The following is a 15,573-nucleotide window of genomic DNA, read 5'->3' on the forward strand; positions in this document are numbered from 1 at the left end:
ATGGAGGACACCAATAAGGGGCTAATTGCCTGGTTTGCGCGTAACTCTGTTGCAGCTAACCTGTTAATGATCATTATCATCATCGGTGGTTTACTCACCGCCAACTCTATCCGTAAACAGTTTTTCCCTGCGGTAGAAATTAACTGGATTGAATTCAGCGCAGTTTATTCAGGCACGGCACCACAGGAAGTTGAGGAAGGCATTACGGTTAAAATTGAACAAGCACTTGAGCGGGTTCAAGGCCTTAAAAGAATTATCACTTATTCAAATAGAAACATGGCGAATGGCTATTTTCAAATTGAAGATGAGTATGATCCACAGGTAGTGTTGGAGGAAGTTAAGTCTGAAATTGACTCAATCTCTACCTTCCCTGCTGGCATGGAACCGCCAAAAGTAGAACAAATTAAAATACGTCAAGAAGTCATGTACCTCAGTTTATATGGCGATTTAGAGCAACGTCAGTTAAAAGATTTAGGTGAGCGTATTCATCAAGAGATGATGCAACTGCCAGGGGTTAATATCACCGAATACTATGGTGGTTTGGCGTATGAAATTAGTATCGAAGTCAGTAAAGATCGTTTGCGTGAATTCGGCCTAAGCTTTAATGATGTAGCAGAAGCGGTACGCGGATATTCTCGCAATATGTCAGCGGGACAAATCAAAGCGGAAAACGGCTATATTAATCTACGAGTAGAAAACCAGGCGTATGTCGGTTATGAGTTTGAAGATTTACCACTGCTCACACTAGAGGATGGCACTACCGTATTAGTCGGTGATGTCGCAACCGTCACCGATGGTTTTGAAGATGGTATTCAGTACTCTAAGTTTAATGGTAAAAACTCAGTCACTTTCTTTATTGGTGCTGCGCGTAATCAAAGTATTACCGATGTCGCTGAAACTATCCGTACCTATGTAGAAAAGAAACAGAAATCTCTTCCCACTGGTGTCAATTTTGAGCCTTGGGTAGATATGACCTATTACTTAGAAGGTCGTTTAGACTTGATGCTAGACAGCATGAAAACCGGTGCAGTGCTGGTGTTTTTAATGTTAGCGTTATTTTTACGTGTGCGTCTCGCCTTTTGGGTCATGATGGGTTTACCTGTTTGTTTCTTAGGTACGCTGCTCTTTATGCCGCTGTCGTTTATCGACGTCACCATTAACGTGATCAGCTTATTTGCCTTTATTTTAGTGCTAGGGATAGTAGTCGACGATGCCATTGTAATGGGTGAAAGTGCCCACACAGAGTGTCAAGAAAATGGTCAAAATGTAGAGAACGTTATTCGCGGTGTACAGCGCGTAGCTATGCCTGCCACATTTGGTGTATTAACCACAATTGCCGCATTTTTACCGATAACCTTAGACAACGGTCCTTCAAGTGCCTTTGGTCAAGCTATTGGTTATGTTGTTATTTTATGTTTGTTTTTCTCTCTGGTTGAATCAAAACTGATTTTACCTTCGCATTTAGCCCATATGAAAAAGCCTAAAGTGGTTCAGCCAGGGTCTAAAAATCCATTGGATTGGTTACGCAATGGGGTTAACTATGTGCAATCGCACGTTGATACTGGCCTAAGCTGGTTTATTGAAACCGTTTACCGCCCGAGCTTAGAAGTGGCGGTTAAGTACCGCTATACCGTGATAATGGTGTTTATTAGCTTAATCCTGATCTGTGTTGGCTTATATGCTGGTGGCTTAGTCCGCTTTATCGGTCAACCTAAAATTCCTCACGATTTTCCACGTGTTAAAGTGGAAATGAATGTCGATGCATCCGAAAAAGCCACTCTTGAAGCCGCATTAGCCATTGAATCTACCTTGTATAATGTCGATAAAGAACTGGTTAAAACCTATGGTCAAGGCATGATTGCAGAAATGCAGATAGATCTTCGCGGTCGTACTAGCGCAGAAATTATGACTAAATTAGTCGACCCAAGTATACGTCCTATCAATACCTTTGAAGTGGCTGAGCTATGGCGTCAAGCCATGCCGCTTATTCCTGGGGTCAAATCCTTCACTATACAAGACAGTTTATTTGGTGGTGGCCGAGAAGATGGCGATATTAGTTTCCGCCTAGAAGGTAAAGATGAATCACAACTAGTGGCAGCCTCCCTTGCACTAAGAGACAAGCTTGCCTCACTAAAAGGTGTGAGCGACATCAATGACAGCCGACAATCAAGTGCTAAAGAAGTGCAATTTGAACTAAAGCCACTGGCCCACAGTTTAGGACTGAGCTTAGCCAATATTGCGGGTCAGGTCGGTAACAGTTTTTATGGATTAGAAGCACAACGTATTATTCGCAACGGCGAAGAAATTAAAGTCATGCTTCGTTACCCTGAAGAGCAACGTAACTCTATTGCGTTAGTACAGGATGTATTAATTAAAACCAGCCAAGGTGCAGAGCTTCCACTATCGGAAGTCGCTGAAATTTCAGTGGTACAAGGTGTGAACAGTATTCGACGTGAAAACGGTAACCGGACTATTAACGTTTGGGCTTCTGTGGACGCAGAGCAAGCTGAGCCATTCAAGTTAGCCAAAGATATACGGGATAATTTTATCCCTGAACTATTGGCTAAATATCCACGAGTAAAAAGTGAAGTCTCTGGCAGTATTCAAGAGCAATTAGACAGTGCAGACACGCAAACCCGTGACTTTATTATCTCTTTGCTGGTGATTTACAGCTTACTTGCTATTCCACTGCGCTCGTATTTACAACCTATCATGATCATGTCGGTGATCCCATTTGGTGTGATTGGCTCGGTTTTAGGACATATCATCTTAGATATAGACTTAAGTGCCCTGTCAGTATTTGGTATTATTGCCGCAGCAGGGGTTGTAGTTAACGACAGTCTGGTGATGGTGGATTATGTCAATAAATCGCGAATACAAGGGGTGCCAATGAAGTTGGCAGTATTAAATGCGGGCTGTAGACGCTTTAGAGCCATTATGCTGACATCATTAACCACTTTTATTGGCTTGGTGCCTATTATGGCTGAAACCAGTATGCAGGCTCAAATGGTAATACCAATGGCGGTGTCACTAGCATTTGGTGTCTTGTTTGCGACCGTGGTCACTTTATGTTTAATACCTTGTTTGTATATTGCGATTGAAGACAGTAAAAGCATGATGCGCAAACTAATTGGTATTTATGTACCGGAGAAAAATACTCATCAGGCATCCACTTAACGTGTAGGTTTGAGTGGTTTATTAAAATAAAAATGCCAGCATATGCTTAACACCGATCAGTTAAGAAACTGATCGGTTGACAGCAAAAATGATCCTACGAAAATGGCTCCTTCTTTTGAACGGAGTCATTTTTTATGTTGTCTAACTGGCTTATTGATACTGAATTACTTGTCGCCCCCGAAGAACTATCTATCTTTCAAAAAGAATTGCCGTTGGAATGGATTGAACAAGCTTTGGAGCTAACCAACAAAGCAAGTATTAGGCGCAGAAAACTTCCAGCAGAATTAGTCGTTTGGCTCATCGTTGGAATTGGCCTCTACCGAAATCGTTCCATCGCTGAAGTCGTCTCCAAGCTCGACTTAACGTTAGTTGATAAGTTGGGAGAAACCGTTGCACCAAGTGCTATCCCGCAAGCTAGACAGCGACTGACAGCCGCTCCCCTTAAAGCCCTTTTTGATATCACTTCTAAACACTGGTGTCATAGGGAAGACAGCCAAGATACATGGCATGGTCTTCAGTTATTTTCTGTTGATGGAACGACATTTAGATGTGCAGAAAATACCGAGAATTCAGAGCATTTTGGCTATATCAGTAATCAGCATAGGAAGCAGTCCGTATACCCAGTAGCCCGCTTATGCGCACTCATGTCATTACGAAGTCGTATGATAAGAAATGTAAAATTTGGTCCGTGTAGTAAAGGGGAAATTAGTTATGCTCGAGAGCTAATTGGATCAGTTCCAGCTAATTCTCTCACTATTTTTGATAGTTGTTACTTTAGTGCAGATCTTATGACAAGTTGGTGGGGAGCCAACCAGAATAGCCATTGGCTTACACCACTCAAAAGTAATACACGCTTTGAAGTCATCGAGCAATACGCTGACAACGATTATCTAGTTGAGATGCCAGTATCACCACAAGCGAGAAAAAAGAACCCAGAGCTACCTGAAAAGTGGCATGCGAGACTAGTGACCTATCAAGAAAAATCCCAGGGCAATCATATTACAGGTGTGCTGAGTTCATTAACCAATAGAAGCAAATACTCCTCTCAAGATATATTAGATGTCTATTTCGAACGCTGGGAGATAGAAAATGGCTATGGAGAAATCAAGCAATATCAACTTGATGAGAGTATTTTATTAAGAAGTCAGACAGTTGAAGGCATTTATCAGGAGATTTGGGGATTACTGATAGCGTACAACTTGATCCGAGTTGAAATAAGCCAAATCGCTAAAGAGGCAGAAGTGTCACCATTACGGATTAGCTTTGTAATGGCGATGCGCTATATACAGGATGAGTTGATGTGGTGCGCAATTGCATCGCCAGGAACAATCCCTAAAAAGCTCAAAGCAATGAGGGAAAACGTTAAGCAATTTATCTTGCCCAAAAAACGAAAACGGCCCAAAAGTAGGACCGTTCGAATTAACAAAACCCGCTATCCAGTTAAGAGAAGAAACTCTTAACTGAATGGTGTTAAGCATATGCTGGCATTTTTATCGTTCAATGTTACGCCTATAATGATTAGCATAAAAATAACTACAAATAGAATATGATTTGTGCCTGTTATAAGATTAACTCACATAATGACTGCGATTGAAGTGTTATTCTAGGTTGTGGGTTTTATACGACAAAACAACAAAGAGTAATTAATGTCCCAGCCTGTCTTAATATGGTAGATAGGTGGACATACATCACTAGTTAACAGCTTATCTCATCACGATATATGCTTACAAAGCTAACGCGTTGGATTTTAAAGGGAGCATTAAATGAGTCAACGAAGTATTCTTGCATTGTTCAAGCCGACATCAGTGGCTGTAATTGGCGCTTCTGACTCTCCTACCCGGGCTGGCCGCGCCGTGATGCGCAATTTATTATCCGGGGGCTTTTCTGGCCCAATAATGCCTGTCACCCCAAAATATACTGCGGTAATGGGCGTATTGGCCTATCCAAGTATTGAAGCCTTGCCGGTAAAACCAGACTTGGCAATTATCTGCACCGCCGCTCACCGAGTACCAGCAATAGTTGAACGTTTAGCCCAATTTGGCTGTCAAGCGGCCATCATTATGGCCAGTGGCATGGCAGATACCTTTGATGAACAAGGCCAAAATTTATTACATCTTACCCTGCAACATGCAAAACGTTACGGCATGCGTATTCTTGGCCCCAATAGTCTAGGCATGATCCTACCCACTATTGGCCTAAATGCCAGTTTAGCCCACGCCAGTGCCAAACAAGGTAAAGTGGCTTTTGTATCGCAATCATCGGCAATTTGTACCACAGTTTTAGACTGGGCAAACAACAAAGACATTGGATTTTCATCGTTTATTTCACTCGGTGATGGCTCAGATATTGATTTTGATGAATTACTGGATTACCTCGGCCGAGACAGTAAAACCTCAGCTATCATGCTTTATATCGATTCAATTAATGATAAACGCCGATTCTTATCTGCCGCTCGGGCAGCATCACGTAATAAACCTATATTCGTGATTAAATCAGGCAGAACCCATGAAGGTTCAAAAGCCGCCATGATCCACACAGGTGGTGTACAGGGCAATGATGCGGTATTTGAAGCCGCGTTTAAGCGTGCAGGTATGTTGCGTGTTAATGACCTTATAGAACTGTTTGCCGCAGTGGAAAGTTTAGCGCATGCCAGTGTGTTAAAAGGCGAACGCCTTGCAATTATGAGTAATGGCGGCGGCCCTGCGGTACTTGCCGCTGATGAACTGATTATTAAAGGCGGTAAATTAGCACAACTGTCACCAGAGTTGATTAACGATTTGCATCAGCAACTACCTAGCACCTGGTCGAAACAAAACCCTATTGATATGGTCGGTGACGCTAATGCAAATCGTTATGGTGATACCCTTAAACGGCTAATGGATGAAGATAATATTGATGCTATTTTAATCCTGCATTCACCGTCGGTTTTACAACAAAGTGAATTAATTGCACAAAATGTTATTGATACTTATCAGCAGCATCCACGTAAAAATAGAGTCAACATTTTAACCAACTGGAGCGGTGAAGACTCAGCATATCTTGCGAGGAAAAAATTCAACAAAGCCAGCATTCCAACTTATCGCACACCTGAAGGGGCTGTGCGCGCCTTTATGCATATGGTGGAATATCGTCGTAATCAAAAATTACTCCAGGAAGTGCCACAATCTATCCCTGACAATATTCCGACAGACAGCGTAACAGCCAGAAAGCTGTTACAAGCAGCACAGCAACGTAACCAGTTAGTGCTCGGTACCTATCAAGTCAGTAATATATTAAAAGCCTATGGCCTGAATACTATTGATACCTGGTTTGTCAGTGATATTGAAGATGCAGTTGCTACGGCGGACGCTGCTGGTTACCCGGTTGCCTTAAAAGTGCAATCACCTGATTTACAATATAAGTCAGATGTTCACGGGGTCATGCTTAATTTAACCAGCGCAGAGGAAGTGAGCCAGGCTGCTCATTCAATAATAGATCGGGTTCATCAAATTAATCCTAGTGCACATATTGAAGGATTAGTCATCCAGAAAATGGCCTTAACCTCAGGGGCACAGGAAATTCGCGTATCAGTGATCAACGACCCTGTATTTGGGCCAGCAATTTGCTTAGGAGAGAGTGGCACACTGTGGGACCCAACCCAAGATGCTGCGGTAGCATTACCACCGTTAAATATGGCGTTAGCACGCTATATGGTGATCCAAGCGTTAAAAGCCAACAAACTACGCGATAGACACCTACCGCTTGGGCTGAATATGAATGCGCTATGTGTGATGCTAACCCAAATATCACACTTAATTATCGACTGCCCTGAAATTGCCGAACTGGATCTCAATCCTGTGCTAGCCGCGGGTGACAATATTACTTTACTCGATGTAGATATGCGTTTACATCCGCTGGATTATGACACAAGTAATCGCCTGGCTATTTTGCCCTACCCTAAAGAATTAGAAGAAACCCTGATCCTAAAAAATGGTTTGAAAGTCATGTTGAGACCTATTCTGCCTGAGGATGAACCTAAACATATGGACTTTGATAATTCATTATCTGAAGAAGATCGCTATAAACGCTACTTTGGTGTGCGCTCTAAAATGACCCATGAAGAAATGGCAGTACTCACTCAAATAGACTACTCCCGTGAAATGGCCTTTATTGCCACCACAATATTGGCCGATGGCCAGGAGTTAACCTTAGGCGCGGTAAGAGCCTCTACCGACCCCGACAACACAGAAGCTGAATTTGCTATGGCCGTTCGCAGTGACTACCAAGGTATTGGTTTAGGTAAGCGGTTATTGGAAAAATTAATCCACTATTATCGCAATAATAACACTCCGGTATTGACCGGGTTTACCATGTTTGAAAACCGTAACATGGCCAATTTAGCCAAATCTCTCGGCTTTCAAGTCTCGTTTGATATGGAAGAACATTTAATAAAAATGCATATGCCTTTCGAGCCAAAAAGTAGAGATAAAAGTGATTAAAATACAGGATAATCAACAATACTATAATCAAGCTTTTAATGAGTTAGTTATCGGATCCCGACTTATCTCTGGGGCAGAGTTTGAACAATGTGAGTTTAGCGCTTGCGATTTTGATTCTACCACCTTTGCCCATTGTAAATTTATTAACTGTCATTTTAATCACTGTAACTTCAGTTTGGCAAAAGTAGATTACTCGCAATTTCTAGAAGTGAGTTTTATAGAATGTAAAATGATCGGCATTAATTGGACAAAAGCCAATTGGCCCAAATTTACTGTTAACCCTGAGTTATCTTTTATTCGCTGTATTATCAATGACAGCTCCTTTTTTGGATTAACCTTGCATGGCCTTATCTTAGAAGAATGTAAAGTCCATGACGTTGACTTTAGGGGGGCGACTTTACCCACTCATGCATGACCTATTGTGATTTTAGCCACAGTTTATTTATGCGTACCAATCTACAAAAAGCTGACTTTGCTGAGTCTACTAACTTCAATATTAATGTACTTGAAAATACCCTTAAACAGGCCAAGTTCTCACGATATGAGGCCTTAAGTTTATTAGACAGTTTGGGAATTGAATTAGTCGACTAATGATTTGAAATATTGATTTTAAATGAAAAACTTTAACGGCTTTACCTGCTTTTGTGTTATCACTAACAACCTATATGCTGCCAGTTTGCAGCTTTCATTGAGGATGCCTCCATGCTATACGATTTAACCGTAGTACAATTTAGTAAAATGCTTAACAACTTAAACCATGTTCTTGATAAAGGTGAAGCATTCGCCGCACTTAAACGTGTTGATATCGCAGTGTTATTGAACTCTCGTTTAGCTGCTGATCAGTTTAACTTGATCCGCCAAGTACAAATCGCCTGCGACACAGCTAAAATTGGCGTCGCTAGATTAACAGGTAAATTAGACTCTGCGCCAAAACATGACGACAGCGAAACGACGCTAGCAGAACTCCGTTTACGCATTACTTCAGTACTTGAATATTTGGATGGTTTTAGTGAGGCTGATTTTGCACACGCTGCTACCATTCATATCTCTCAACCGCGCTGGGAAGGTAAATATCTTACCGGTTATGAATTTGCCATTGAACACGCTATTCCTAACCTGTACTTTCACATCACCACGGCGTACGCCATATTGCGTCATAATGGTGTAGAAGTGGGTAAGAAAGACTATTTGGGCGCCATGCCTTACAAAGCACCAATACTTTAAGTCGGTAGTGATCTCAATCGATAAAAAATGCGAGCTTATTGCTCGCATTTTTTATCACAGATAAATCGCAAACACGACTACATTTCTGGTTCTTTAAACTCAGCGATGGCTTCACCTTTAAACTGCTTTTTCAATTCAGTTTTAGACAATTCATTAATCGCCCCACCAGCACCAATAGTGAAGTGGTCAGTCTGCTTCAGCTTGCGCGCTTGATAAAGCATAACGACTTGTAGTGTTGATTCACGTTGAGCTTCAGACAAAACCGTACCATCTTCCCACTTACCCAGTTCAGTGGCTGACACTAATCTGTGGTAAACTTCTTCTGGCATTTCATCAATGACTTTATTGATATCATTCATACTGATTTCCGTTTGTGTAACACGAGTCTTACTCGGGTAATAAAATAACCTACAAAACCAACAACAAAACAAGAAACAGCCACAATAGCTTGTAAACCTTGTGCTTGCTCCCCTCCCCAAAACCAAGCTACTGCCCCAGCAATGAACAGTGATAAAAAAATCAAACTGTGATTCATCAATTTATTCGATTGCTGAATATGACTGATTTTAGTTAATGACTCAGTACTTCCTGCCAAGCTCACTTTACAGTGCTGACATTCCTTAGCCTTGCTAGAAATGCGTTTTTGACATTTAGGACATTCAATTAAGGCCATAAATAAAAACCCTTATGTTACTATTTACAGTTCATCTACTACTGCTAACATTGCTAATAGTGACGCTTCACCTAGATAAATACTACGCTCTGGCGACCAACCCACAAATGGATCAGATAAGTTAGCATTGTCTTTAAATGGCATTTCTAAGGTGTTGGATAAACACTTAAACGTATTCGCAACCCAATTTGAACCTACGGTTAAATTCGCTTTACCGGGTTCATCTTTTGCATAACCATATTGTGTTTGGAAATCAGCGCTAGCAAGTTGCAGCGAAGACACAAACTTACTTTGAAGTTGCGCCATTTTATCTGTGTAGTGAGGCACACCTTCACAGCCCGCGACAAACACATAAGGTAGACCTTCGTCACCATGGACATCATAAAATAGATCAACACCGGTTTCTTTCATCTTATTGACGACATAAAACACTTCAGGGCTTTTTTCTAAACTTGGTGTTTGCCATTCACGGTTAAGGTTAGTGCCAACGGCGTTGGTGCGTAAATGACCACGTACGCTGCCATCTGGATTCATATTGGGTACAATATAGAAATTAGCTTTATCTAGCAGAGACTTGGAATTAGGATTGTCGCCATCTAATAACTGACTCACCAAACCTTCAACGAGCCATTCTGCCATAGTTTCGCCGGGATGTTGTCTTGCGGTAATCCAAATACTTTTTTTGTCTTCGTCATCATCACCAATTTTTAACAAGGTCATATCACGACCATCAAGGGTCAGCCCTAAGTGTTCTAGACTCACTGATGGGTGTAACTGTACTTCACTAATGAAGTCTAAATGACGTTCATAGCTATAGGGTGCAAAGTAAGCAATTTGAATAGCCTCACAATCTAAATCGACTGTAATAGTTAATTTACCATCTTGATACGATGTGGGCAGGCGGAACCAATGTTGACGGTCATAACTTGCCACTGCTTGGTAATCTTCCCAGCCTTTAGGGTAAGATGCTGTGCCGGCATTATTGATGTGCATGGTGTAAGTTTGACCAACAGAACCTTCTAAACGAAAGTTAAACCACTGATAAAACTCACCACCGAAATCTGGTCTTATAGCAAGCTGAATATCATCGTGATTATCGATGTTAATCACTTCAATATTACCGCCATCAAAATTTGCACTGATCCGCATTAGGGTATCCTTTAGTAAGTTGCTGTCTCATTTTGTCTACAAGTAAAAGATATTATTGATGTAAGTAGACTCATTTTTATCGGCACAGTTTACCAAATACCGCTATTAGTGGGAACCGTTAAAAACTAAAGCTATAGCCTTGACCTCTGACTGTATTGATCAAATCACGGGGTAAATTGCGACTCGCTAGTTTTCTACGGGTATTACTAATATGCATATCTAAATTACGGTCAAATTTACCTAATGGTTTATGCAGCACACGTAACTGCAACTCTTGTTTGGTTACCACCTCACCTTGGCGCTCATAAAGATATTTAAATAGCCGATATTCGGTATTGGTTAAGGTGATTTTATTGCCATTACAGTTTAATGAGTAACTTGGATCATCAAAATGAATCATTGTTTGCTTTTCAGCATTATTGCCAAGATTACTTCGCCGCTTTATAACGTTGAGCCTTAATTGTAACTCACGCAGATTAAAAGGTTTTGATAAGTAATCATCTGCACCCAGCTCTAGTGCGTTAATTCTTTCAAAATCATCATTATCACTTGCAAGTGTAATGATAGGTGTAGAACATTTTCTGGCCATAAGTAGCCAAAATGATTCCATTTTAGGCACTGACAAATCAACTAATACAGCATCAAATAGCTGAGTTTCTATATTAACTAGCGCTTGGAATGCATTATTAACCACAATGACCTGATAACCAATTTCAGTTAATTGTGCGCCTAGATCAAAACCTATTTCGAGTTGTTGATCGATCAATAATATTCTTTTCACAAACACACCACAAATGATAATTATTTGCATTAAGATTAACATGCCGAGTATGGTTAATCTACTTTTTACGTTAAAATGGATTGAAAATGAGATCTTTATTACTTTTTTGAAAAACAAAAAAGCCTGAACACTCAGGCTTTTGTCGTTGGTTGCTGGTTTGGTTATCTGTTATTTCATCAACTGGCGTATGTACTTCACCGGTGCGCTACCGTAGCTTAAAAACTGTTCATGGAATTGTTTTAAATCAAAATCAGCCCCTTTTTCAGCTTTTAACTCTTCTCTGAAGTCATAAATTTCACGGTAACCTGAATAATAACTGGTTAACTGCACCTGGCTTAATGTCGCACGACGCCACTTCCCTTCCGCTTCAGCGCGCTGCTGGAAAGCTTCATTCTCCATTAGCGCAATAGCATCTTGCTCGCCCATGCCTTTAACTTGAATGCTGTAATCTAAAATAGTGTTAGCAATAACGCGTAAATTCCACTTGTAGTACATTAACCACATTTCAGGCTCAAAATTACCATAACCCTCTTCAAGCATCATACGTTCTGTATAAACCGCCCAGCCTTCAACCATTGCACCATTACCAAATAAGCTTTTAACTAAACTAGGTGATTGATTTGAATATACAAGCTGGGTGTAATGACCAGGGATCGCTTCGTGGATATTAAGCACCTGTAAAATCCAGTGATTATATTCACGTAAATAGCTTTCGGCAGACTCATCAGTCATATCATCAAGGGGGGTCACGTTATAATAAGTATTACTGCCCTTTTCATATGGCCCAGGCGCACTAATTGACGCGCCAGCAAAGCCACGCATATATTCAGGCGTTTCACGCACGACTAATGGCTTTTTAGGATCAAGGGTAATGAGTTGCTTATCATTAACAAACTTAACTAACTCTGGAATTTGTTTGCGTACATCATCGACAAAGTCTTCACGTTTCACATGCTTTGATGACAACACATCAATAAGTTGTCTGATGGCCAATTTGTCATCCGCAGGCTTTGCAGTATCAATATGTTTTGCCCAAATATCAGTAGTGATTTTGGCCATTTCTACTTGAACACGATTCTTATCTTCAACGGCTTTATCATACAGTTGTTTCGCTGTCATACCGGCTTGAATATCTAAAGCAAACTTTTGTTCATACAAGTCTTCACCAATTCTAAAGTCACGGCTGCCATTGGCTTGTAAGTCTGTTTCTAGAACGGTTAACCAATCGATGTAAGTATTTATAGCTTGTTTTGCGCTATTGAAGCGACTGGTAAACATGGCTTTTTGTTCAGCATTTAAGCCTGACTGGGCAACCTTGTTAGCTAAATCGTCATTAAGTACTGAAAAAGCGCCACGGTTTTGTTGAATCGCTAATTGAGTGTGTGCCAATGTGGGGTTGTTGATATTATCTTTAGCAGCTTGATAATAAGCCGGCACACTTTCTAAACGCGCAATAACAGATATCAGGCGCTCATCTAATGGGGCAAAATCTTCATTAATGATTTGTGCAAAGCCACCAGCAACATTATAACTGGATGGATCCCATTGCCATGATTTGAATGTGTTTACTTCCCACTCAAACTTATTCACTAGATTTTCAAGTAATTTATAATCAATCAGTTCATTGGCAGATAAAGTGTCTTGATTAAAGGTATTTAATAAACCTTTTTGTTTTGCTACAAATGCGAGGGTTTTGTCACGACTTGCTTGGTTAGGCACATCAAGATAGCCATCGTTAATATGCTTACCGTTGTACATTGCCCAGGTTGGTGCTAAAAGCCATAAATCGTCAATAAAGCTCTGTGAAAAATCAGCAAACGATAATTGAGTAGCTTGTTGAGATGATACTGAATTCTGCGCTGCCTCAGCGGACGCATTACTGGAAGTGACTGGGTCTTGGCAGCCAACAAGTCCGGTAAGCACTGCCGCTACTGAAAGTGAAATTAACGCCTTTTTCATATAATGCCTTTATTGTGTAATTATTGTTTAATTAACCTAAATACGATTAATGCCACTAGTTTGTACTCATTAGTACTCAGGTGCATTTTTGTGCTCGTTTAAGGTTAGAATATTTTGCAAATAGTTAACCATTTTTCAATGTTATTTGCAGTACAATTTGTACTTTTGACACTTCTTGTCACACAATTATTGATTGAATTACAAAGCCAATAGACTTACATGTGACTTATTCATTTAACATTAACCGCGGACCGATTTGAGGCTATAGTGCCTAAACAAAAGCCGTAAGCTGAGATTTAGCCATTTTATCACTGTGATAGGCTTATGAGTCGCATTTTGGTGACAAATGTCACTGGTTTAAACGGTTGAATAGAATCAATATAAGAATACAAACAACATCAGTTAGGAAGCATTATGAACCCAGCTACTTTAGCGTTACTTATTCCGATCCTTGCAATTCTAGGCAGCTTTATTGTCAGTATAATGAAACTCAGAGAGCAACAAATACGTGCTGCCAGTGAAAATGACAGCCATAATAAGTCGTTACAGAAGGAAGTGAGTGCACTGCGGGATCGTGTTGAAATTCTAGAGCGGGTTGTCACAGACGATTCATATGACTTAAAACAAAAGATCAATAACGCTTAACTAAGGCTCACGCAATAACAACCCATATCTGTTATTGCGCGGTCTTGAATATTTAAACGTTTTCGTTGTTAAGCTTAACCTTTTGGTAAACCCCATGGATTTAACGGTAACGGCTTATCAGCGCGACTGGAAGTGTCAGTTCTTGATGACGATGAATGTTGATGTTTAGCCGTTTGCTCACCGCTTCGAGTCTCGCCACTAAAATTAGGTGCAGAGCGGCCTCTTGCAGTCTCCTTACCTTTATTTAAAGATAAGCTCACTTGAGGTGCTTTATCTTTGTTTGCTAGATGTCGAGCTTGGGGAACAAAGTTTAAGACTGAAATAGGTATAGGCCTTTTCGGCTCAAAACCTTCTATTACTCTACGTTCAATTAGCTCACCCATTCGGCTTTCAATCATACACAGATTTTTAAAGTCATCGTTCGATACTAACGAAATCGCTAAGCCACTTGCGCCGGCTCGGCCTGTTCGCCCAATACGATGAATATAATCGTCAGCAGGAAAAGGTAAATCATAGTTCACTACAACCGGTAAATCATCAATATCAATACCGCGCGCAGCGACTCCCGTAGCGACAAGATATTGAATATTGCCTTGTTTAAAGTCAGCAAGCAGTTGTTCGCGCACAACTTGACTGCGTCCGCCGTGAATACATTCAGCAATTATGTCACGCTTAGCAAGTTGACTTACAAGCTTTGCTGCACCTTGTTTAGTTTCAATAAAGATCAGCGCTTGTGGCCATTGCTGTTGTTGTATCAAGTGACTTAATAATGCCGACTTTTTATCTTTATCAACCGTGGTCAACCATTGCTCAATTTTAGGCTTAGTTGCCACTTGTTTATTCAAGGTTATTTCAACGGCATTACGTACCGCAGTTTTTGCTAGTACTCTGACTTGATTTGACAGTGTGGCTGAAAATAATAAGTTTTGTCTGTCCTCTGGCAGCTTCGCCAGAATCTTATTAATATCTTCAATAAAGCCCATATCGAGCATACGATCAGCTTCATCAAGGACTAACACTTCGATTTCATCAAAGTGTAATGCGCGTTGAGTATACAAGTCTAATAATCGACCAGGTGTAGCCACCACAATGTCAACACCGTCTAACAATGCTGCTTTCTGCTCTTTACTGTCAATGCCACCATACATTGCCATAGAACGTAGCGACAAACCTTGCGCATAACGTTCAATATTTTGATGCACTTGGGATACTAGCTCACGGGTTGGCGCTAATATCAGCGCACGCATTCTTTTTTTGCGCCCTGTTTCGCCTTTGGCCAATTTATCTAAAATCGGCAATACGAAACTGGCGGTTTTACCCGTACCGGTTTGTGCCGCCGCAATAACATTTTTTCCATTTAGGATTTCAGGGATCGCTTTTTGTTGAATCGCGGTCGGTGTCTCATAACCTAATGTAGCTAGGTTATCGATAATAGTGGGATGTAACCCAAGGGATAAAAATGTCATAGAAAGGTGCTCAAACAAGGT

13 protein-coding genes are annotated in these 15,573 nt (G+C 40.8%); 7 read left to right on the forward strand and 6 right to left on the reverse strand.

Translation table 11 applies throughout. From position 1 onward, the window contains the following. The 6 genes from ACRWQM_RS09350 to ACRWQM_RS09375 all read left to right on the forward strand — a co-directional run bounded on the left by ACRWQM_RS09350 (window position 1) and on the right by ACRWQM_RS09375 (window position 8,879). Complete coding sequence (locus ACRWQM_RS09350; protein ID WP_434929795.1) at window positions 1-3,177, forward strand: efflux RND transporter permease subunit; 3,177 nt, start codon at window positions 1-3, stop codon at window positions 3,175-3,177. 134 nt (window positions 3,178-3,311) lie between these two features. After that, on the forward strand, window positions 3,312-4,637 hold the full coding sequence (locus ACRWQM_RS09355; RefSeq protein ID WP_434926060.1) for an IS4 family transposase: 1,326 nt from the start codon (window positions 3,312-3,314) through the stop codon (window positions 4,635-4,637). A gap of 303 nt (window positions 4,638-4,940) precedes the next feature. After that, the gene (locus tag ACRWQM_RS09360) at window positions 4,941-7,655 is read left to right on the forward strand and encodes a bifunctional acetate--CoA ligase family protein/GNAT family N-acetyltransferase (protein ID WP_434929796.1); all 2,715 of its coding nucleotides are present in this window, start codon (window positions 4,941-4,943) and stop codon (window positions 7,653-7,655) included. Then, window positions 7,648-8,070 (forward strand): pentapeptide repeat-containing protein, encoded by a 423-nt coding sequence (locus tag ACRWQM_RS09365; protein WP_434929797.1) that lies wholly within the window; start codon window positions 7,648-7,650, stop codon window positions 8,068-8,070. Before ACRWQM_RS09360 ends, ACRWQM_RS09365 begins: the two co-directional genes overlap by 8 nt. 29 nt (window positions 8,071-8,099) lie before the next feature. Further along, window positions 8,100-8,246, forward strand: a complete 147-nt coding sequence (locus ACRWQM_RS09370; protein WP_434932059.1) for a hypothetical protein — start codon at window positions 8,100-8,102, stop codon at window positions 8,244-8,246. A gap of 111 nt (window positions 8,247-8,357) precedes the next feature. After that, the gene (locus ACRWQM_RS09375; protein WP_434926050.1) at window positions 8,358-8,879 is read left to right on the forward strand and encodes a DUF1993 domain-containing protein; all 522 of its coding nucleotides are present in this window, start codon (window positions 8,358-8,360) and stop codon (window positions 8,877-8,879) included. Window positions 8,880-8,956: 77 nt separating this feature from the next. Here ACRWQM_RS09375 and ACRWQM_RS09380 read toward each other — a convergent pair whose 3' ends face one another. The 5 genes from ACRWQM_RS09380 to ACRWQM_RS09400 form a co-directional block, all read right to left on the reverse strand. After that, a complete protein-coding gene (locus tag ACRWQM_RS09380; protein ID WP_226409982.1) occupies window positions 8,957-9,238 on the reverse strand; it encodes a YeaC family protein in 282 nt (93 codons plus the stop codon). Next, window positions 9,235-9,552 carry a zinc ribbon domain-containing protein gene (locus ACRWQM_RS09385; protein ID WP_434926049.1) on the reverse strand — a complete coding sequence of 106 codons (318 nt, stop codon included), beginning with the start codon at window positions 9,550-9,552 and terminating at the stop codon, window positions 9,235-9,237. Before ACRWQM_RS09385 ends, ACRWQM_RS09380 begins: the two co-directional genes overlap by 4 nt. A gap of 24 nt (window positions 9,553-9,576) precedes the next feature. After that, a complete protein-coding gene (locus ACRWQM_RS09390) occupies window positions 9,577-10,701 on the reverse strand; it encodes a M14 family metallopeptidase (RefSeq protein ID WP_434929798.1) in 1,125 nt (374 codons plus the stop codon). Between the two features lie 118 nt (window positions 10,702-10,819). Further along, the gene (locus tag ACRWQM_RS09395) at window positions 10,820-11,482 is read right to left on the reverse strand and encodes a response regulator transcription factor (RefSeq protein WP_434929799.1); all 663 of its coding nucleotides are present in this window, start codon (window positions 11,480-11,482) and stop codon (window positions 10,820-10,822) included. Between the two features lie 168 nt (window positions 11,483-11,650). Further along, window positions 11,651-13,441 (reverse strand): DUF885 domain-containing protein, encoded by a 1,791-nt coding sequence (locus tag ACRWQM_RS09400; protein ID WP_434929800.1) that lies wholly within the window; start codon window positions 13,439-13,441, stop codon window positions 11,651-11,653. Window positions 13,442-13,855: 414 nt separating this feature from the next. Here ACRWQM_RS09400 and ACRWQM_RS09405 point away from each other — a divergent pair, with 414 nt between their 5' ends. Further along, window positions 13,856-14,086, forward strand: a complete 231-nt coding sequence (locus ACRWQM_RS09405; RefSeq protein WP_434929801.1) for a hypothetical protein — start codon at window positions 13,856-13,858, stop codon at window positions 14,084-14,086. Window positions 14,087-14,160: 74 nt separating this feature from the next. On the opposite strand, the gene ACRWQM_RS09410 is transcribed toward ACRWQM_RS09405, so the two are convergent. Then, window positions 14,161-15,552 (reverse strand): DEAD/DEAH box helicase, encoded by a 1,392-nt coding sequence (locus ACRWQM_RS09410; RefSeq protein ID WP_434929802.1) that lies wholly within the window; start codon window positions 15,550-15,552, stop codon window positions 14,161-14,163. Window positions 15,553-15,573 lie beyond the last annotated feature (21 nt).

The organism is Shewanella sp. HL-SH5 (genome assembly GCF_051163755.1).
In the GTDB taxonomy this organism is placed as follows: Bacteria; Pseudomonadota; Gammaproteobacteria; order Enterobacterales; family Shewanellaceae; genus Shewanella; species Shewanella glacialimarina.

Excerpts from the sequence above, each read along its gene's own strand:
- ACRWQM_RS09355 (WP_434926060.1), top strand. The coding sequence starts at position 3,312 with ATGTTGTCTAACTGGCTTATTGATACTGAATTACTTGTCGCCCCCGAA.
- ACRWQM_RS09405 (WP_434929801.1), top strand. The coding sequence starts at position 13,856 with ATGAACCCAGCTACTTTAGCGTTACTTATTCCGATCCTTGCAATTCTA.
- ACRWQM_RS09400 (WP_434929800.1), bottom strand. The coding sequence starts at position 13,441 with ATGAAAAAGGCGTTAATTTCACTTTCAGTAGCGGCAGTGCTTACCGGA.
- ACRWQM_RS09380 (WP_226409982.1), bottom strand. The coding sequence starts at position 9,238 with ATGAATGATATCAATAAAGTCATTGATGAAATGCCAGAAGAAGTTTAC.
- ACRWQM_RS09390 (WP_434929798.1), bottom strand. The coding sequence starts at position 10,701 with ATGCGGATCAGTGCAAATTTTGATGGCGGTAATATTGAAGTGATTAAC.
- ACRWQM_RS09360 (WP_434929796.1), top strand. The coding sequence starts at position 4,941 with ATGAGTCAACGAAGTATTCTTGCATTGTTCAAGCCGACATCAGTGGCT.
- ACRWQM_RS09385 (WP_434926049.1), bottom strand. The coding sequence starts at position 9,552 with ATGGCCTTAATTGAATGTCCTAAATGTCAAAAACGCATTTCTAGCAAG.
- ACRWQM_RS09375 (WP_434926050.1), top strand. The coding sequence starts at position 8,358 with ATGCTATACGATTTAACCGTAGTACAATTTAGTAAAATGCTTAACAAC.
- ACRWQM_RS09370 (WP_434932059.1), top strand. The coding sequence starts at position 8,100 with ATGCGTACCAATCTACAAAAAGCTGACTTTGCTGAGTCTACTAACTTC.
- ACRWQM_RS09350 (WP_434929795.1), top strand. The coding sequence starts at position 1 with ATGGAGGACACCAATAAGGGGCTAATTGCCTGGTTTGCGCGTAACTCT.
- ACRWQM_RS09410 (WP_434929802.1), bottom strand. The coding sequence starts at position 15,552 with ATGACATTTTTATCCCTTGGGTTACATCCCACTATTATCGATAACCTA.